Below are 19962 nucleotides of genomic sequence, written 5' to 3'. Positions count from 1 at the left end.
CACCCTGCCGTGAGCGCACGCCTGGAATCCCTCGACATTCACCCGCTTCGGAACGATCTCTACAACGAGCTGCACTCAAGGCCGTTCCAGGTGCTACCGACACCGGCGCGGGTTACCCAGATGGCGGTTCTGACAACACCTGAGCAACGGCAGGAACAATTCCGGCACCTGCAGGAACTCCATCGGCTGATGGGGCATCCGGTACCGGAGAACGAGGTGGGCTGCTTTGAACATACCTTCGGTGCCCTGCGGGTGCGTCGCGAGATGCACATGGAATTCGCGTCCTACACCTTTATCAACCTGGCTGCGGGTGAGGAAACACCCTTTAGCGAGACCGGCATTACACCGTTGCCGGAGGGGTGGCTGGAACAGCTGACCGGTACAGTGATTGCGGCATTCCACCTGGAAGTACGGCCGGCCGCTGACGGAACCGAAGGCGACCTGGACTATGTACGCAAGCACTTCGAAGGCATGCGACTGGTCGGGAGCAGTCCCCAGGAGGGTGCCGCCAGGGTGTGGGGCACCTTCCGGCTACACAGTGACGGCTTTGGCCGGTTCATGGTGATGAACCACCACATGTCGGACAGCCAGCTGGGCCGTCTGACCCAGCGCCTGATGGAAATCGAAACCTACCGCCTGATGTCACTGCTGGCACTCCCCGTTGCCCGGGAAATCACACCGTCACTGAACGATATGGATGAAAAACTGGCCGTGATCACCCGGTCACTGGCGGAAAATGAGGATGTGGACGAAGAAAAACTGCTGGCCCAACTGACCAACATTGCGGCCCGTATCGAGGCCTTCCGGGCCCACTCCACGTTCCGTTTCTCTGCCACCCGCGCCTATCACCGGCTGGTACTGACCCGCCTGGAAGAATTGCGGGAAGACGAACTCTCCGGCCACCTGACCCTGACCGAATTCATGACCCGCCGACTGACTCCGGCAGTGAAAACCTGCGAAGCGGTGAGCGAACGGCTGGAAGACCTTTCCCGACGGGTCGACCGGGCCTCGGACATGATGCGCACCCGGGTGGAACTGGCCATCCAGAGCCAGAACCAGCAATTGCTCAGTTCCATGGACCGGCGCTCCAAGATCCAGTTGATGATGCAGCATACGGTGGAAGGCTTCTCGGTGGTGGCCATCACCTATTACCTGATCGGCCTGCTCAAATTCGGGCTGGATTCGGTTTACGAAGCCGGTGTTGTCTTCAACAAGACCCTGGTTCTGGGCATCGCCATTCCGGTGGTAATGACCCTGGTGTTTCTCGGGGTTCGGGTGGTCCACCATCACTTCATCAAGATGGCAAAACGGCAGTAGCTACTTCAGCCTGCCGAGATCCTGCTCGCCGGCAAACTGCCGGTAAAACTGCTGGGCCGTGCGACCATTGCGTACGCCCTTGGCAGTGGCGAAGCGGATCGCCTCCCGATGCAGGCCTTCCCGGTCATCAAAGTCGGGGAACAGCGCGTCCACCGCCTGCAGGTACACAGCCTGCGAAAACGCATAGAACGAAAGCTGAAGACCGAACCGGTCCGCCAGGGACACCTGCTCTTCGATGGCTTCGGCCGGGTGCAGCTCACCGTCGCGCATTTCGCTCTTGAGGTTATCGGACATGAACTCCGGCATCAGATGACGGCGGTTGGAGGTGGCATACACCCTTACATTCTCCGGGGGCAGTTCCAGGGAACCTTCCAGTACACTTTTCAGGGCCTTGTAGCTGGACTCACCAACGTCAAACGACAGGTCGTCGCAGAAGATCACAAACCGGAACGGCAGCTCGCAGATCTCATCGACAATTTCCGGCAGGTTGACCAGATCATCCTTGTCCACCTCGATCATCCGCAGCCCACGCTCCTGGTAGCGGTTCAACAGCGCCTTGATCAGCGACGACTTGCCGGTGCCGCGTGAGCCCCAGAGCAACGCGTTGTTGGAGGGTTCACCGGCCAGAAACCGTTCGGTATTGCGGGCCAGAGCCTGCTGCTGTCGGTCGATGCCCTTCAGATCCTGCCATTGCACCGGATCGAGCCGTCGGATGGCGCGCAGCCCCGACCGATGCCGACGCCAGACAGCCGCCGGTGTGGATTGCCAGTCAAACGATGTTGTCGCGGACATAAACCTCTTTCCTATTCCGAACCGGGCCAGCCTGTGAAACACTGGCACCGTAAAAACCTTGATAACAGGAGACTTTACCCCAAATGGCCGTAAAATCCGTCGCTTTGGTGGCACACGACAACAAGAAAAAGGAACTGGTGGACTGGGTTGCCGAAAACCGCACCCGATTTGCCCCGCTGAAACTCTACGCCACCGGCACCACGGGCCGGCTGCTTCGGGATAACCTGGAGCGGGACGATATCCATTGCCTGCTAAGCGGTCCGCTGGGCGGCGACCAGCAAATCGGCGCCAAGATCGCCGAGGGCGAAATCGACCTGCTGGTGTTCTTCTGGGACCCTCTGGAACCTCAACCCCATGACCCGGACATCAAGGCACTGCTGCGCATTGCCGCGCTCTGGAACATTCCCGTGGCCTGCAACCGCGCAACTGCCGAATTCATTCTTACCTCGGCGTACATGACAGACGACCAGCATCATCCGAAAAAGCCGGACTTCTCCGATTACACCGGCCGCCCAGTGAGCACCTGAGTAATGTTCAATCGAGTCGGTTAAGGCTACACTTAAGTCGAAGCAGTAAAGGATCGCCGGCTCGCCGATGAAGACTCCCGCTACTCACAAAGAAACTCGATACCGGAGCGTGGCCGCGACAGTCCTCTGGGCCCTTTGCCTTTTGCTCGCATCCCCACTGGCGATGTCCGAACAGGCCGACGACACCGTGACTGTCGGCATCGTGGGCGACAACAAACCCTTCTCGTTCGACGATGGTCCCGGCGCCTCCGGTTTTTCTGTTGATGTGCTTCGCGAGGTCGCCCGAAATGCCGATCTGAACTTCCGATTTCGCGCTGGCAGCTGGCCGGAAATCTACGATGCATTTTTGCGGGGCGAGCTTGATGTTATCGACGGCATCTCGTTCAGTGCGGAGCGGGCAGAAAACATCCTGTTCACAGAGCCCTACCACCTTCGCCAGACCTATCTGATGCACAACAACCAGAGGCCACTGGGGGACATCCGCACCCTCTCGGATCTGAAGGGACTTCGGGTAGGTATAGTGCGCGACGTCTACTATCGCGAAGCACTCGATGCACAGGGTGTATCCCTGACGAGCTATGATTCGGTCCACAGCCTCATTCGCGCTCTGGCATTTGGTTGGGTGGATGTCATTATCGGGCCGCGGCTGACGCTGCATTATTATGCCAACCAGGCCGGGTTCGGTTTTCTTGAGATTGCCGGCACCGCCCCCCTCGGTGATCTGGCGACCGAAGATTTTCGAATTGGTGTTCTGAAAGCCAAGAGCGAGCTGTACCAGAGGATTTCCTCTGGCCTGGAGCAGGTTCCGGCGAAACGCATCAACGAACTGCTTCAGCGTTGGCAGGAACTGGGAGGCAATAGCTTAGCCCGGGGCACCAGCTTTTCGTTGGGACCAGATCAAAAGGAATTCATCTCCGAAACCGGCCCCGTGCGCGTTGGTCTGATGCGGGATTACGCACCTTACAGTTTCGAGAGCGCAACTCGAATTCACGGTTTGAGCGTAGACGTGCTGAGCCGGATATCCGATCTGACCGGGCTGCAGGTAATACCGGTCGAGGGCCAGTGGATAGAGCTACTCCCACTATTCCGCGATGGCGAGATTGACGTGTTGGCTAACATGTCTTTCCGGCCTGATCGTCAGGCCTTCACCCGATTTACCCAGCCCTACCACACCATACCCAACGTCGCCTTTACCCGGGATCCCGCGTTAAGAATTCAAAGCCTGGAAGACCTGAAGGACCAACGCGTTGCTCTCGGCTCCGGCATTTACTACGAAGAGCCTGTTACCCAGGCCCTCGGCAACAACGCCCGGATTTTTACGACCCAGGATGCCATGTTCCAGGCTCTGGCCAGAGACGAAGTGGATGTTGTACTCGCTGCTCTTCCCAACGGCAACTTCTGGATCCGGGAGCTGGGCATACCAGGCGTCAGAATCGCGGGAGAGCTGGTTATCGAGGGACAGTCCGGGGAAGACCTCCGGTTTGGCGTCAGGCCCGGTCTCGCGCCCCTGGCAGACATACTCGATCAGGCGCTGGCTGCAATTTCCCCCGAAGAGATGCACACCATCGAAAGCCGCTGGCTGGGCGCGAGCGTAGACCTGGAGCTACAGGAAACGGGTGAGGTTTCCCTGAATGCGGTTGAACTGGCGTGGCTCAAGGTCCACGACAACCAGTTGAACATGTGTATTGATCCGAACTGGCTCCCGCTCGAAGGCATAGACGAAGAGGGCAACCACGCAGGCTTATCCGCAGAAGTGGCCCGGTTATTCTCCTCACGGGCACCGGTTCGGTTCGAGCTGGTGCGCACCGACAGCTGGACCGAATCGATCGGAGCAGCCCGGCAGGGCAAATGCGACATTTTCACCATGGCCATGAAAACTCCGGAGCGGTCAGAATTCCTGAACTTTACCGAACCCTATCTCGAGGTACCGACAGTTGTGCTTGGCCGGATTGAAGCCCCCTTCATTGAGCGGGTCGGGGACTTGCGCGGACAAAGAGTCGGCGTTGTCAAAGACTATGCCTTCGCAGAATTGCTTCAGAGTCGCTACCCCTCCCTCAATCTGATCGAGGTTGCCAACGAGCAGATGGGCCTACGTAAACTACAGAACCATGACCTGGACGGCTATATTACAACTCTGGCAACAGCCAGCTATTACATGCAGGAGCTGGGCCTTGCGGATGTGAAAGTCATCGGCCGCATTCCGGCAGACTGGTCGCTTTCAGTCGCCACACGGAAAGACGAGCCTGTCGTCCTGGGAATCATGCAAAAACTGGTATCCAGCCTGACCGCGCAGGAACGCAAAGATCTCGAGAGGCAGTGGCGCAACATCCGTCTCAAGCAGTCCGTTGATTACACGCTGATCTGGCAGCTTTCAATCGCAGCCATATTGATTGCTCTGCTTCTGGTTTACTGGAACCGCAAGCTGAACCGGCTCAACAAAAACCTGACCGACGCCAACGAGACACTCGCGCGGCTCAGCGTGACAGACGACCTCACCAGACTGGGCAACCGAAGCTACTTTGATCAGGAATTCCGAAAGAGCTTTCAGTGGTGCCAGCGCCACCATTCTGGCTTCGCAGTGGCCATGGTGGATGCCGACCACTTCAAAAGGATCAACGACAATTACGGCCATGAAGCGGGCGACATCTGCCTGCAAACACTGGCAGAGCTTATGCGCAAACATTTCCGGCGGGAAACCGACCGGCTCTCGCGCTTCGGTGGCGAAGAGTTTGTTATTTTCGCCAGCTATGATGACAGTACCGAAATTCGTAACCGGCTGGAATCCTTCCGCAAACACGTCGAAAAAAGCTGCTCGGTATGCGGAGAACACAACGTTCACCTCACCATCAGCATTGGCCTTGCCACTGGCGTACCGGGCCCCGACGACTCGCCAGCAGAGTTTCTCAGACAGGCAGACCAGGCGCTCTACCAGGCCAAGCAGAACGGTCGCAACCGGCTGGAAGCGCGCTCAGTGGGTTCCTGAGTGGTGCTAGACTGAATAAAAACAAAGTAACAAGGAGAACGCCATGGCTCGCATCTACGAGGACAATTCCCTGTCCATCGGCAATACCCCACTGGTCAGACTGAACCGCGTGAACGACGGCGCCACGATCTGGGCCAAGATTGAGGGCCGAAACCCGGCCTATTCCGTTAAGTGCCGGATCGGCTCTGCCATGATCTGGGACGCCGAGAAGCGCGGTACCCTGAAGGCGGGCATGACTATTGTGGAACCCACCAGCGGCAATACCGGGATCGCCCTGGCCTACGTGGCAGCCGCCCGGGGCTACAAACTGATCCTTACCATGCCCGCTTCCATGAGTCTTGAGCGTCGCAAGGTCTTGAAGGCACTGGGAGCAGAACTGGTGCTGACCGAACCTGCCAAAGGCATGCCGGGTGCCATCGCCAAGGCCGAAGAGATCTTCTCGTCAGACCCGGATAACTATTTCCTGCCCCAGCAGTTCCAGAACCCGGCCAACCCCCGAATCCACGAGGACACCACCGGCCCGGAAATCTGGGAAGACACTGATGGTGAAATCGATATCTTCGTGGCGGGCGTGGGCACCGGTGGCACGCTGACCGGCGTTTCCCGCTACATCAAAGGCACCAAGGGCAAACAGATCGCCACCATTGCCGTCGAGCCTACCGACTCACCGGTGATCACCCAGATGATGAACGGCGAAGACATCAAGCCGGCGCCCCACAAGATCCAGGGCATCGGTGCGGGCTTCGTGCCCAAGAATCTGGATCTGGAAATGGTTGACCAGGTGGAGACGGTTACCAACGAAGACGCCATGGACATGGCCCATCGGCTGATGCAGGAAGAGGGCATTCTCTGCGGCATTTCCTGCGGCGCAGCGGTGGCGGCTGCGGTACGCATCAGCAAGCAGCCGGAGTACCAGGGCAAGAACATCGTGGTGGTGCTGCCGGATACCGCCGAGCGTTATCTTTCCACAGCGTTATTCGCCGGCCAGTTTGGCGAGCAGGAAAACGTTCAGTAAAAGAGAAAGGCGCAGCCCCGCGCTGCGCCCTGCACTCATCAGAACTGATGTTTCAGGCCGACCCGACCGGTATCAAACTCCGGACCGCTGTTGGTTACCTGGCCGTTGAAGTCCTCTTTATCAATGTCGACGTTGTAGCGATTGTATTCCGCGAATGCCGTCAGCGCGGGCGTTACCCGGAAATCCACACCGGCGCCGACAAAGGGCGATACTTCATCGTAGGTTTCACTTGCGTTGAATGCATCAACATCAAACGCAGACGCAAACGCGCCGGCCTTACCATAGACGCCGAAGCTATCGGTCAGAGGCAGACGGCCAACAGCGCTCAGGCCAAAGCCTTTCAGCTTGCCTTCAACCTCGTCCTCGCCAAAGTTGCCGAAATCAATGTATTCGGCCTCCAGGGCAAAAAACGGATTGAACTGGTAGCCGACAGCGGCGCCAAGCAGATCGTTTTCATCCTCGAACTCGCCGCCGTGTGATTTGTAGCCACCGTAACTGCCGCTGACATAGGGGCCTGACTGGTCCCTCTCCGCGTTGCTCTGAGCTAAAGCGACGGGCGCAGTAACAAGCGAGGCTGTGAACAGTGCGGCGCTGGTAATACGGATTGCGGAATTCATAGGGCGTTCCTCCTAATGAGTTCAAATATCCTTTCATTCCATGGAAATCGAAAGTTGCCTTTCAATTACCTGAACTCACCCTACTAGGAATTCCTGCCCTACCGGGTTAAACCCGGACTAAGATCCCGTAATCCGCAATTAACCTCGAAAAAACAACAACTTTGACTTATTGAGGGGTATTAGAATCTGGCTTGGTTTCACTCTCGTTCTCGGGAGTCTTATATGCAACGACCCGGTCGGGGTCAGACGACTCGGCCCGTTTCATCAGCACCATGCCACCTTCCATCAGCAATGATTTGAGCCTGGGATCCTTCTGCTCTGCGATACCCACTGCGAACGCCATCAACGCGGCCTCCAGGGGATTGGCTTTGATCAGATTGCGAATGGCATCGATACCTAAACCTGATTGCGCCTCTACCCCTTTTTGCCGTTTTCTGGAGGAAACCGGCCGTGTCAGGCGGTAGAAGACAAGCGCAAGGAAGAGAATGCAATCAGAACTGGCTGAGCCATAACACCACATTGGTGACTTCTTTGCGGAATTTAGCCGCCACGAATATCAGGCGCTAGGAACTGCTCAGATTCGCGGAGTAGCCGCCGTACTTCAGCGCCTGCCAGACCACATAACGATCGGATGTCATCCAGCTTCTTTTCGATAATGACCAGGTTGCCGTCTTTGTCGAGAACAAGTGAATCTCGGCGTCCACGGGTATCTTCAAAACCGTCGAACTCTTTCTGGATAATCGGAAGCTCTTCGCCGAAGGCTTCGGGAGCGTTTTCGAGCCATTCCTGACAGTGATTTCGCTCTAAAATCTTGCATTCTGAGAAGTTACCGCCATTGGTGTTATGCGGTTGGCTTCTGAGTCAATTTTGTACATTTGTTACTTCTGAGCCAAAAAGTCCGCCAATAAACGCTGACACAACTTCTTCGGTGAAATCGCCGCACGTGTTGCCCGAATCCCTAGTCAGGTTGGCAATCAGATCCTTACTGAGCAGGCGTCGCAGGACTTTCATCGTTGATTTGTTGGCAATCTGTGCCGTTTCCTTGCCGAGCAACTGAGCGCCCGCAAGTCTCGTATCCCAGCCGTAGGCTTCGAGGATGCTTTCATGCTGTTCGAAAAGCCGGTCCATCTGGCCAGGAATATTTTCATAGTTGGATGCCAGATAAGCGATATCGGCCGCGTCTTTGCGTCTTGTTTGCGCATCTCTTTCGGACCAGGCCACCAGTTTCAGAAGGGCCAATCCCTGAGGACTGGCAACAGGCAACTCCAGCTCTGACTCTGACTCTGCTGCTATCATCAACCAGTCGGCGTTATTCAGGGCATCCTGAAAACCGACCACGCTCATTTGCACTTCGCCAGAAGGCGGCCATTGAATAACTGAATCGTCACTTTCAACAGCTCCAAAAGGAAGAATGTCGATGGGTGCGCCGTTCGGGCCGTGCAAACGATGAGGGAGATCGGTTTTGGTATAACCTTTGCCAATCAAACTATCCCGGATGCGTTCAAAATCAGCCCAATCCGGGACCTGAACGGCAAGATCGATATCCATTGTTGCCCGTTGAATGGGTGCTCCATAGGCGTGATGCATTACCAGATCACGGGCGGAGGCGCCGACAATGATGAATGGCACATCCTGATCCACGGCGACACACTTGATGGCTCCGTAGGTCTTCAATTGAGTCGGATCAATATTCTTGGAATCGATCTTTAATCTGGGCATAAAGCCGCTCCGCTGCTTCCAGGTTACGCGAGTCGCCGGTCATCAGGAGGTCAGCATAGACAAGAATATCTGGGGCAATCCCAGGAGTTTGGTTTACGTTGAGTGAATCAGCGAGCCAGAATTTCTCGTTGATCTGCAATGTCTCGGACGTATTGGGTGAATTGCCCGGGCTTTTACGAAGCCTATATTCCATCACCAAGCTTTTCAGCTTTTCTCGGGGCAGATAAATAGTCCCCTGGGCAGGCGACAGATAGTTGCCCAGCCGAGAGACGGCAACTTCCCCGCCCCAACACCCACCCAGAAGCTCCGGCCGGATTTTCTTCCACGGCATCGCAGAGGTTGCCTGAAATAGCCCCATGTCCAACTCGGGTAGCAGTTTTTCCGGGTAGGACTCGGCCCAGCGATCAAGCAGCCCCATAGGGTTCTCAAGTGACCTTGCGCCCTTCTTTCCATGTTCTCGAACATAGCCCTTGTCTTTCAGGTCATTCAGAACCCAGCCGATGGCTCCGAGGGAAACACCGCTGACTTCTGCCATTTTTCGATAAGTTTCACCGACCAGATGAGGGTCCATTAGAAAACTGAAAATCAGCTTTAAACCAGATGAATTAAAGGCTCGGGAGGTTTTCCTTGCTGATGCATGAACCGGCCTTTTGCGATTACCTTTTACGAAGATGAAGAATGTCTTTTCGTTCAGATAAGCATTGCCGGCGGCGTCAATGAACTGTGCGCCGGCTTCTCGAAGGCGGTCTGCCATATTCGGGTTTACGTAATCAGCGACCAGCAATGCGGGCGGCGGCATTCGCCGTAGCTGAGCGACAATAGTGCCTATATTCGCCTGCTGCGCCCAGCGCTTCAGCTCAACGCTGTACTGGATGCCCGTATCGCCCAGTTCAAGAATGAGGCCATCAGAGCAGGGCATCACTTCACTCTCGACAGTAGGGTGTAAGTCTAAACCTGTCTCTTGATGGAACGCGCGGATTGCCTGGCTTAGAAATGCGCGCTCGTTGATTGATGGTTTCATAGCCTCTCCAACATTATGTTCACAAAATAGCACTGTTCATTAATAATGAACAAGACTTTTAAGTGAACAAGAGCTCAGGAGCGCTATTGTCTGTCCTCCGGAGAAACAGGCCATAGATTCACATTCTCTCCGGGGGGCCAACTTGGCGCTGCGCCGTCCCTACCTCAATGCTTAGACAACCCCATACAATTGGCATAGAAGGTCGTTGTCGCCGGCCAATCCGAGAAAACCCCAATCACACCTACCTCACGGGCCAGAACATCGATCACGGTGAGCACGTCGCCGTCGTTGTTAATGGCATCGGTCACCGTCTGGTAATACCAGCCGCCGCCCTTTTCCAGCGGACCGCTGCGCTCAACGGTCCAGGCAATCAGGTCCAGGCCGGCTTCGCGCGCATTCTCCGCGTACCGGGACGGAACGATTTGCCTCTGGCTGTCCAGAGTCAGCAGCTTCCAGAGCGCCGGCGCCAGAATGTTCACACCCCTACTTTTAAGGTAAGCCATATAGGTTGCGGACGCGTTCACAAGGGTAGACTCAGATTGGTCGAGGAAGACTGCTTGCCGACCAAATTCCGGCATCTCGTCTACCCAGAAAAGAACGTCCTTCAAATTGAAGGACTGGGGCCAGACGTCTTCCGGCTGCACACCGGCATCGATGTAATCCTGGATCATTTGGCGGGCATAGTCTTGCTGGCTGTAATCCCCCTCAAAGGGCATAGCAACCACCGGTGATTTCAATTCCGGAGTGAACTTCGCGCCCAGAGCCCTGAACAACTCGATGCTCTCCTGATGAGTCATCAAGGTGCCCCGGCTGGAGTAGAGATCAGTGCGCCAGTCTGCGGTGCCAGCCAGGTATTCCTCCGGCGTGGTTGCCATTGGGTTGTGGGCATCCATCTTGCCCTCCAGTGACTTGAACTCGGCCAGAGTGATATCGCTGGTGCGACACTCGGCCTGTGCCGGCGTGCCCGTGGCAGGATCGGCGGGCACAAAAGGCTGGGTACACTTGGCGTTCAATGCAGGGACGGCAACGATATTGGTGGTGGTATGAAGGTCGTCCTGGGCATGTCGGCAAACCAGTTCCCGATCCCTGGTGAAGGCGACATCACATTCCAGAATACCCGCACCCATGCGCGCTGCCGCAATGTAGGATTCACGGGTATGTTCGGGAAACTGCAGGGGCGCGCCACGATGGCCGATGGAGAAATCCGTTTTCTCGACAGTGTCGGTATTGCAGGCTTGCAGGCGCTCTTTGAGCGGACTGTCGTCCATTGCACCAACCAGCCAGAAAGGCCGTGGTCCCAGATGGACCGAGGGCTCCGACTGTTCAGGCGCCAGCGCAATTGATTGCGGGGAGAGCTCTTCAACGGTCGCCGCTTGTACCAGGGAAAGTACCGAGCACAGCACCAGCCCCGAAAGGATCCGTAACATCATAACCTCCTCCTTGTGAGACCGATGATACCCTATCAACAGTCTCCCCAAGGAGGATTACGGCCAATTGACAGCCGATGCTGGATTATCTGGCAGGTTGCCCTCAGCTAGCCGCCGAAGCCTCATACTCGCGAATCATGGCAAACAACTGGTCCTTCAGATTCAGCCGCTTCTTTTTGAGGTTTTCCAGATACTCATCGGAGGTGTTTTCAGCGCCCGTTTCAACGCGATGAACGGCATGGTCCACTTCATGATATTCGTCAAACAGCTTGGCGAAGTGAGTGCTGTTGGTTTTCAAAAGATGAATGGCTTCTTTGGATTCCGGCAGTTCGTGAATCAGATCGTGTTTTTCGAGGGACATTCGCGCAGTCTCCATGACTGTGGGGGATGAGATGTATTTGACTCATTCCAGTGTATGGCTAGCTGCGCTTGCCAGTCTTGACCCCCGTCAAGCGCCAGTGAGCCTGTGCGCTCAATTACCGCGCAGGTTCATCATTCCGGATACGGAGAAAGCTGGCAAAGCGAGGCAGCCCCGTGGCTGTGAGGCCATAGTGCTTGAATGTAATCGTGGTTCCGGGTCTCGGAGGAGACGCTCGCTCGGAATCGCTGAACCCCGTACCAATCCGGAATCGCCTGCCATCGTCCAACTCCACCAGCAGTGACCCCATCAGCCCCTCGTATTTGCCCTTTCCCGGCAGATGATGAACAACCACCGCTTCGGCATCCTGATACTGTTTTACTTTCAGTAGATCATCGGAGCGCCCACTTCGGTAATGACTGGACCCCAGCTTCAACATCAAACCCTCTGCGCCGCCGTCGACGATCTTATCCAAACGCTGCATCAGTTTCTCATGGGTGCTCGCCCGTTGCTGATCGACAAGCGCCATGTAGGGTGATTCAACCTCTTGGATTAATACACGCAGCCGGGCCAAACGTTGGTCGAAGGTTGCCTCCTTATCCGGAAGATCAAACACCATGAACCGAATCCGCCGCCAATCGTTGTCATCGGGCACCACCTGACGCACCGCCCCTGACAATTCCGCAAAACGGCCCCGCCCCATCCAGAGCTCACCGTCCAGGGGACGTGCCGGAAACCCTCTGGTGAACCAACCGGGTGCCCGATACTCATGACCGCCACGGGAAAGAAATCGCTCGCCAGTCCAGTATGCTCGCACCCCGTCGAGCTTTTCACTGAACCAGTAGCCGTCCAGCGGCATGCCCTTTTGATACACGTTGGCGAGTGTCAGCTCGGGCTGTTTCGCTACCGCCACGGGGGAAAACAGAAGGGAAATCAGCACCGGCAGCGCGGCGCTGAACAATCGAAACGGCATGGCAATTCCTTTGCTCTCAGTTGCTTTTTCCTACAGAGGTCAGACTTTCCTTTCCGCCCCTGGTCAGCATCCGCGTATTAGTCGTTTCCGCAGGTGCTCCTCACCTTTTCCCGGAAATCCTCACGAATACGGGTATTCTCGGCCTCATTGACATAAATCCGCTCGCCCTGATCGTTGATGTTGTAGAAGGTCGAAACGCTGGCAAGAAACTTGAGGCGCGCCCGAAGCTTTCTGCACAGCTCGGCTTGCTTCTCCGCCTTCTCCTCGGCTTTGGCATTGGCAGCCTGCCGCGTCTCACGCTCTTCCTGCTGCTGCTCCAGAAACTCGGTCATCTTCTGATGCCGCTCCCGGGCTCCCGCATCCACGCTGGCCGGGGCGGCCTTTACCGTAACTTCACTTGATGCTGCCTGAGCTGGTGGACGGTCCCCGAAATGGGTCTGACCGTTGGCATCGACCCATTTGTAGACGCCGGCGTTTGTGGAGAGGGGAATAAGGCAGAGGAGCATTAGAGCGATTTTTACAGACACCGCGAATTCCTTTTCAATGGCTAGTAGTAATTGGCTTTACCGAAAATGGCTTCAATTTCCTTCGGCCATTTGTATTTAAAGGGGGTAAAATTCCACCAAATAATACTCGGAACAAATAAAATGACCCCCAAACACTCAACAATTTTGATCCCAATTGATTTCTTTTTCAGATCCTCTTTATAGAAATCGTAATTAACCCAGGCAAGATTATCGAAGTCCTCTCTAGTGGTTCCTTCATCATAATACCTGACAATAAAATTCCATTTCTGGTAAATACGTTCTTCTTTAAAACCGGAAGATATTTTTTTCCGCTGCAGGGGCATCTTTGGGGGCTTTCCACAAAAGTAATGCTTTTCCCGCATAAAAAGGTGGGCGTAGTACTGTCGTTCCCATACAACCCCGGAGCCTAAATATTGCCAGTTGTAAGAAAAGGTCACTTCCAATTCGTCCCAAGGAATCCGGTAGAACGTCCCTCTATGCCCTACGTAAACAAATCCTTCCTTTCGGTCGATCCGGACGGGCAACGTGAGGGGAAGAAAAATTTCGAACACATAGACGGCCACCCAGACTGGCCCAAAAGCAATCAACATCGCAAACAGTGCTTTTGAATAAAAAAAGCTAATAACCCAACCCAATACCATAACAATAATCATGAAAATATTGATGATTGCTGGCAAGCCTGAGCGAAGAGACATTAAGGCAGTGCGAATGTCCACGAAACGTTCACCGATGCAGGCAAAACTGTGCTCCATCTTTTCCGACGAATCGGACACCCCCCTCACTTTTCGTGCCGGCGGACTAGCAAGCCGCGCTCCGTGGGTTCGGTACAGCTTCTTTTCCAGTTGTTGTTCCAGGTTCGTGTCCGGAAAATCACACTTCAAAGGCAAGTCTTTCATCGATACCCAGTTCCTCTACATCGTTGTTATCCAGAATGACTCTAAGCCCGTTTTCACCCGTTACGCTCCTGCCGTCTTTCTCATACTCGATCAGCATTTCGAGCTGTTCCCAATTATCGTGATTGTAGTGCGTGAACCGATACATTAAGCCCTGCGAAGTGGAGTCTATCCTCGCTGTTCTATTAAACAGATCTGTGATTTCCCTCGACTCGTTCTCCACTAACCAGTTTCTATTAGCCACGAAAAGCTTGATGGAGACAGCGCAGTTACCTTCAATGTAACCTGGAAAATGCACGATGAGACTGGTGAATTCTGATAGAACTCGCTGCTCACCCTGTTGGGTTACCGCCCAATGCTTGGGCATGTACTCAGTTATCTTTACCAGGGGGGAGAACAGCAAATAGTAGAATCCATCCAGTTCCGCTTCGAAATATCGCCTGACATCGACACCCTCACCCTGAGAAACAATGGTTCGGCTATCTTCCAGAAGCTCTGCGCTTGATGGCCTGGATTGCTCATCCCAGTACCGCAATGTAGGCGCGTTACCCCAGAATGACAGTGAAATGAAATCCTCGATCCTAGATCGGGCTATATATAGCTGTACCATACTGATGACGAAAGAGATCGCGACCAGTACTGAACCCACCACAAGCACAACGGGTAAACCCGCCCCGGTAACGGCGCCCGCTACTGCCAAAGACGCCAGGTAAGTGATGCCGATACTCAGCCCAATCTGGACCCCGGATAGCGACGCCATTGCGTAATGGCCTGTGTTCAGAGCCTTGTGGCTCGTCCAGCCTTCCAGACCTATTGACAGTATGACACCGACGTAAGGAAGGGGCTTTAGGCTGATTCTCGCAAGACTCACCGTAATATCTGCGACCTTGCTAACAAACCTTAGCCCATTAAAAGCCACCGAAACCCTGGCACCAGCCGCAGAGAGACTTGCCCCCAAGGCTCTGGCATATTCCTCCTTGACTAATACTCCACTGAGATTAACAACGCCCTCGCCGACGCTCCATAGGCCGGACAAAACAGCCCCCCACCGGTCAATAGCTGTCCTATCGCCAATCATCACGTCCTTCCGAGTCTTATCCAACCCAGAAAACAGGTTTGCCAGATTAATCGCGTGGAAGAAAGTCACGGCGCCGATGAACTTGCCCCTATTCTGCTTGATGCTTTCAACTACCGGGTCCAGACGGGTATGAAGCCAGCCAAAGGGGTTGTCCTTGAAGTCCGGGGTCAGGTGGAATACGTCGATCAGTGCCCTGTTCAGGTAGGCCCTGATACGTGCATCCGCCATTCCGGCGGCCAGGGGTGTCATTGCAAGTTCTGAGAGATTATGGCCGGCCCCTTCCAATGATTTACGGTGGACCTCGTGGAGCAAGTCGGCCGCGGTATTCAATGTTATTCCGTGTCGGTGGACATCAATGCCATAACGTCGCTGGACGGCCCTGGTCCACTTTCTCCACTGCGGCCAAGTTTGAGGGTCTTTCGCCCAGGTGCCCATCTTGGCAGCGGGAGCGGCAAATTCCAGCATCAGAGTATCGGTGGCGGTGCTCACCTGCACATAGGCAGGCATATCGAAGATACTATCCACGATCTTTAGGCTGCCATAGTCAAAGCCGGGCAGGCCTTTCAGTTTTTCGGTCATGCCGTTGGTAGCAGATGCGAGGAACAGGACGGTTTTTAACATGTTCCCAACCGTACCCGCGTCGCCCTCATCAGCAGCTAACCAATTTTCAGAGTCTTCCTTACCTTTCTCCGAACTGACGTAGCCATCCAATATATCTGCCAGTTCCTGCTCAACCGCCTTGAACCCTTCGGCGCAGTAACAGTCGTTGAGCTCCAGCTTCCTGGCCAGTTGGTCAGAATCAATCCATCGCTTCCAATCATCGAATACCAATGTTCGAGCGTGGTCATACTTTTCAAGCTGCTTGTGGTAGCTTTCGACGAATGCGTCTTTTTCCTCTGAACGAACTCGTTCTTTAAGTTCCTCAGCAGTTTCCTGCTGGTCCTCAGGCGATTCCTTTTTGCCAGCCTCACGGGCAATGAGCGCATCTACCATCTGGGCGGTTGTATAGGCGTATGCGTTCTCCTCGGCATAGTTCGTAATCAGATTCACATAAAGAGCATGCAATTGACTCAAATCAGATGTGATACCGATTTCGTCTTCAAGAGCAACGCAGTAAGAAAATTCAGTTTCTTTTTTGCATTGGCCCTGCAAATCCGATTCACCGATTCCATGCATTAAGGTGGTCAGACTCCATTCAAAATCCAACGGTTCTGATCGAAAATCTTCAACCACCTCGCTTATCGCTTCAGTTTCACTGATATTAACGGCCTCACCTCTTCCAGGTAGGCTTCGCAAGTCGAACGGCTGCATGTGCTCTTCGCGAATTTCCGCATCCGTGCGTACAAGTTCCTGCAAACGGGAAGTCCATCGATGCTGCACAAACTTAAGAAAAACTTTTCCTTCCGCAGGGTGATGTAAGGCGGGCAAAGCGCTTTCTGCGTCCACAGCGGAAAAAAGAACCGAGTTGAACCCCGGCTGCACTTCTGTCAACTCGCCTTGTTCGTCAACACGATACTCATGCAGCGTTCCGAATACTTCGGAGAACATATACACCCAACCGGGCGTTAGTTTTCGTACACAGTAATGCGTGGTTTCAAGCGCAACGGTGGGCGGTCGGAAGTGAGGGGGCAGCGCTACTTCTTCCTGACTGATCGCCCAACGTACCGGATACAACGCAACGGTTTTGAACTGGAGCGGGCACATCTGTGCCGCTGAGTCTATGTCATCAGCACCCTGTATAAACGCTGAGCTGTTAGCGCTACCCATGAACCAGTCCCTCCGTTGACTTTTTCTCGGCGAATTCTGCAATTCGCGCTATGGCTTTGCCTGGCGCTGCGGAATTCTCTTTCCACAGAAGCTGTACTTCACTGTCGTCGAATGCCTGGTGTCCAAGCCAGCCAATCGTATTGATAAACAGCGCAATATCTCGGGTACTACAGAGTCCCCGCGCTTTCGCCGCATCGACTAAAGCAGAGACCATCCCCCAATCCTTCCCATCTGTATCCGTTTTGTGAAGCAAATGGGGAAAGTAGTTTGCAACGTGAAGTTCGAGTTTCCTGAGGGCCGTCCGTTCCGCCGCTCTTTCCATGGCAACCTGGTGTTCCTCACGAATGCTTAACCTCTCAGCCTGCCGCTCACTACTGGGCTGATCATTATGAAAATACTCCCACTCACCAGTGCGGCGATCCTGAATGGCAAACAGACTACAAGGCCCCATCAATCGCCTCACATTTTCACCTGACGAATCCAGCTTCAACAGGTGCCGCGCGATTTCAGGATCATAAAACCGGAAAACAACCTCATCTCCCGTGACCAACCTCGCCATAAGCAATCCACGCAAGTGTTGCATGACCTCTTCGAAGTGGCAGTCAGCCCGCAATACGATGGCAACACCCTGATGTTTCCAATCATTGAAGCATTTAAGTGTCAGCGAGCTATCTATTCCCGTTTCAACCAGCCACGGTGAAACTTCCAATAGGTCGGCAAGCTCCGTTTGCCTGTAGAGCGCATCACAATGAGGTGTTTCGATCTCACGATAAATAACTTGGGGCAGATTATTTACTTTGGCGCCATCAATAAGAATGAACGTCTTCCCCTCACCGGGAAGTCCAGCCAGATGCCCCATCAGATCGCACCTTGTGATTCTGGTGAGCAGACCTGGCAAATTCCCTTACCCTGATTCGCGGCATTCTTGATGGCGCGCATCTGGTCGGACTTGGCCATCGGTCTTTGCTGTGTCTCCGGCAGGGCCACCGGCGCAACAGCCCCCCCATTCTTCTCCACCAACCCCGGCATCTCCGGCACCTGAACCTTCTGCCCACTCCCCTTACCCGGCGAACCTCCGGCATTCAGCTTGATGGCAGCGCCACCCATAGCCACACCGCTGGGGTCGATCTTCACGAAACTGCCACCGGCCTTGAGGGTGATTTCCGCACCGGCTTCAATAACGGTTTTCTGGCCGGCCTTGATGTGCAGTTCGGTGCCACAGTCGGTTAGCCAAGCCGTGCCGGCTTTCAGGTGCAACGTACCAGTGACGTTGAAACTACGGTCTTTGCCGGTTTTCTCCCGTTTTTCACCGTTCACCGTGGCGTGGTCACTGCCTTTGATGTGGGCCTTGCGGTCGTTGCCCACGGTCAGGTGGCGATCGTTCCTGATGACTTCAGTGCGGTTGTTCTCCGTGATCAGGGCCAGTTCTTTCTGGGCGTGAACGTAGATCTGTTCTTCGCCGGCTTCGTCTTCAAACCGAAGCTCGTTACTGCCCTCGCCCTTGTGGGTTTTGGTTTTCAGGGTGGTGCGGGTTTTGTGTTCCGGCAGCGAATACGGCGGTGTGTTGGTGGCGTGCCAAGTCCGGCCGGTGATGATCGGCTGGTCCGGATCGCCGTCCAGGAAGGAAACGATCACTTCATGGCCGATCCTCGGCAGTGCGGTGAAACCATACTGGCCGCCGGCCCAACCCTGGCTGACCCGGAGCCAGGCACTGCTGTGTTGATCATTTAACGCATAGCGATCCCAGGGAAAGCGCACTTTCACCCGGCCGTATTGGTCGCAATGAATTTCTTCGCCTTCCGGGCCGGTCACCATGGCCATCTGGGGTCCGTCCATCAATGGTTTGTGCTCACACACGGGCCGCCAGCTGCGGTCTGCGGGGATGGCGGTAAAGTGGTTGCCGTAGCGTGTCGGTTCGCTGCCACCCTCTTCTTCCAGGGCCTGGGGTTGTGAGCCAGTATGGGTGATCGCTGTGAGAAGCCAGTCGCGGTTCACAGCCTCGTTGTCGTGGTCGGTCAGCGGCACCCTGGCACCAGGTGCAAAGTCCGGACGATTGCTTTCACCAAAGGTGGTGCTGGCATCGCTGCGTAGGGCAGCAAGCCTGGCTTCAGTGAACGGCCGACCACTGGCATCCTGTTTGAATCGGCCGGGGTAGTCGTAGTGCTGGTAATCCTCCCGGTGGACGAGCTGATCGCCAGACTGCTCATGCATCAGGGCGTAGGCCGGGTTTTTGAAGGTGTAATCCTTCATGGCGACCGAAGCAGGGCGCACCCGCTCTCGGTACGCGAACCGGAACACACAGGGCGTTCGGGTGCTGCCCCCTGCTTTGCCGTTGTAGGGGACGGCTTCGAGCCGTGGCGAATCGCGATGATGATCGGCAAAAACCAGGGCCGGTGGCTCCTGACCATCGAGGCTGCCGTGCTGGTAGCGGTAGTGCCAGCCTTCTTCGGCAGCCAGACGTTCAACAAAGGCCAGATCACTTTCACGATGCTGTACGCAGTATTCCCGCTCCTCTGGGCGGCGTTCAAGGTCGAAGACGGTATCGACAACCCCCCGCTCCTCCAGCAGGGTACGCACAATCTCATCCGTGCCCCGGTTCTGGAAAATGCGGCTGTTGTGCATCAGCGCCAGGCGCCAGAGCGGCGGACGGAAAACCAGTTCGTAGCGGGTACGCCGATGGCCGGAATCGCCTCGAGCGAATTCGCTGACCACGCCGGTAAAGCGACGCAGCGGTGCCCGGTCCTGCCAGATCACGAGATCCACTGGTTGCTCCAGCACCTTCGAGGCGACAACAGACGGATCGGTACTGGCCAGGTCAAGGCGTCCCTGGAACAGCTCGGACAGCCGTTCTGTCAGCGCAAAGCCAACAACGGAAAAGTGGTCAGAGGAGTATTCGCCAATGGTGGCGGTGAATTGCAGTCCGCTTGCCTGGGGCATGTCTTCGGTCC

The 19962-nt window shown here is 55.2% G+C and carries 17 protein-coding genes; 4 read left to right on the top strand and 13 right to left on the bottom strand.

Annotation, left to right across the window (positions count from 1 at the left end):
* The first annotated feature begins 9 nt into the window (after positions 1-9).
* Positions 10-1317 carry a DUF3422 family protein gene (locus AC13E3_RS13705; protein WP_008175769.1) on the top strand — a complete coding sequence of 436 codons (1308 nt, stop codon included), beginning with the start codon at positions 10-12 and terminating at the stop codon, positions 1315-1317.
* On the opposite strand, the gene AC13E3_RS13700 is transcribed toward AC13E3_RS13705, so the two are convergent.
* The gene (locus AC13E3_RS13700) at positions 1318-2109 is read right to left on the bottom strand and encodes an ATP-binding protein (protein WP_008175767.1); all 792 of its coding nucleotides are present in this window, start codon (positions 2107-2109) and stop codon (positions 1318-1320) included.
* A gap of 83 nt (positions 2110-2192) precedes the next feature.
* On the opposite strand from AC13E3_RS13700, the gene AC13E3_RS13695 reads away from it, so the two are divergent.
* The 3 genes from AC13E3_RS13695 (at position 2193) to cysK (ending at position 6634) form a co-directional block, all read left to right on the top strand.
* Positions 2193-2636 carry a methylglyoxal synthase gene (locus AC13E3_RS13695; protein WP_008175765.1) on the top strand — a complete coding sequence of 148 codons (444 nt, stop codon included), beginning with the start codon at positions 2193-2195 and terminating at the stop codon, positions 2634-2636.
* A 67-nt stretch (positions 2637-2703) separates the two neighbouring features.
* Entirely contained in the window at positions 2704-5619 is a 2916-nt protein-coding gene (locus AC13E3_RS13690) for a transporter substrate-binding domain-containing diguanylate cyclase (protein WP_339624318.1), read from the top strand.
* 43 nt (positions 5620-5662) lie between these two features.
* Positions 5663-6634 (top strand): cysteine synthase A, encoded by a 972-nt coding sequence (cysK, locus tag AC13E3_RS13685; RefSeq protein WP_008175762.1) that lies wholly within the window; start codon positions 5663-5665, stop codon positions 6632-6634.
* A gap of 38 nt (positions 6635-6672) precedes the next feature.
* Here the strand turns inward: cysK and AC13E3_RS13680 are convergent, their stop codons facing one another.
* The 12 genes from AC13E3_RS13680 to AC13E3_RS13625 all read right to left on the bottom strand — a co-directional run bounded on the left by AC13E3_RS13680 (position 6673) and on the right by AC13E3_RS13625 (position 19951).
* Complete coding sequence (locus AC13E3_RS13680) at positions 6673-7251, bottom strand: porin family protein (RefSeq protein ID WP_008175760.1); 579 nt, start codon at positions 7249-7251, stop codon at positions 6673-6675.
* Positions 7252-7417: 166 nt separating this feature from the next.
* Positions 7418-7771 carry a hypothetical protein gene (locus tag AC13E3_RS13675; RefSeq protein WP_008175757.1) on the bottom strand — a complete coding sequence of 118 codons (354 nt, stop codon included), beginning with the start codon at positions 7769-7771 and terminating at the stop codon, positions 7418-7420.
* A gap of 341 nt (positions 7772-8112) precedes the next feature.
* On the bottom strand, positions 8113-8970 hold the full coding sequence (locus AC13E3_RS13670; RefSeq protein ID WP_405417421.1) for a nucleotidyl transferase AbiEii/AbiGii toxin family protein: 858 nt from the start codon (positions 8968-8970) through the stop codon (positions 8113-8115).
* Complete coding sequence (locus tag AC13E3_RS13665; protein WP_039882122.1) at positions 8936-9991, bottom strand: type IV toxin-antitoxin system AbiEi family antitoxin; 1056 nt, start codon at positions 9989-9991, stop codon at positions 8936-8938. The genes AC13E3_RS13670 and AC13E3_RS13665 overlap by 35 nt, the downstream gene beginning before the upstream one ends.
* Positions 9992-10155: 164 nt before the next feature.
* Positions 10156-11421: a glycerophosphodiester phosphodiesterase family protein gene (locus tag AC13E3_RS13660; RefSeq protein WP_008175750.1), complete on the bottom strand. Its 1266-nt coding sequence runs from the start codon at positions 11419-11421 to the stop codon at positions 10156-10158.
* 100 nt (positions 11422-11521) lie between these two features.
* Positions 11522-11779: an HP1242/YdcH family protein gene (locus tag AC13E3_RS13655; protein WP_008175748.1), complete on the bottom strand. Its 258-nt coding sequence runs from the start codon at positions 11777-11779 to the stop codon at positions 11522-11524.
* Between the two features lie 115 nt (positions 11780-11894).
* Positions 11895-12749 (bottom strand): DNA ligase, encoded by an 855-nt coding sequence (locus tag AC13E3_RS13650; protein ID WP_008175746.1) that lies wholly within the window; start codon positions 12747-12749, stop codon positions 11895-11897.
* A gap of 77 nt (positions 12750-12826) precedes the next feature.
* Positions 12827-13276, bottom strand: a complete 450-nt coding sequence (locus AC13E3_RS13645; protein WP_227497864.1) for a DUF4124 domain-containing protein — start codon at positions 13274-13276, stop codon at positions 12827-12829.
* A gap of 20 nt (positions 13277-13296) precedes the next feature.
* Positions 13297-14172: a hypothetical protein gene (locus AC13E3_RS13640; protein WP_008175742.1), complete on the bottom strand. Its 876-nt coding sequence runs from the start codon at positions 14170-14172 to the stop codon at positions 13297-13299.
* Positions 14147-17014, bottom strand: a complete 2868-nt coding sequence (locus AC13E3_RS13635) for a toxin VasX (protein WP_405417425.1) — start codon at positions 17012-17014, stop codon at positions 14147-14149. Before AC13E3_RS13635 ends, AC13E3_RS13640 begins: the two co-directional genes overlap by 26 nt.
* Positions 17007-17873 carry a DUF4123 domain-containing protein gene (locus tag AC13E3_RS13630; protein ID WP_008175739.1) on the bottom strand — a complete coding sequence of 289 codons (867 nt, stop codon included), beginning with the start codon at positions 17871-17873 and terminating at the stop codon, positions 17007-17009. The genes AC13E3_RS13635 and AC13E3_RS13630 overlap by 8 nt, the downstream gene beginning before the upstream one ends.
* Positions 17873-19951, bottom strand: coding sequence for a type VI secretion system Vgr family protein (locus AC13E3_RS13625; RefSeq protein WP_405417427.1), 2079 nt, complete (start codon positions 19949-19951; stop codon positions 17873-17875). Before AC13E3_RS13625 ends, AC13E3_RS13630 begins: the two co-directional genes overlap by 1 nt.
* Positions 19952-19962 lie beyond the last annotated feature (11 nt).

Source organism: Marinobacter sp. L-80, from assembly GCF_056859395.1.
This window is presented reverse-complemented; position numbering and strand designations above follow the sequence as displayed.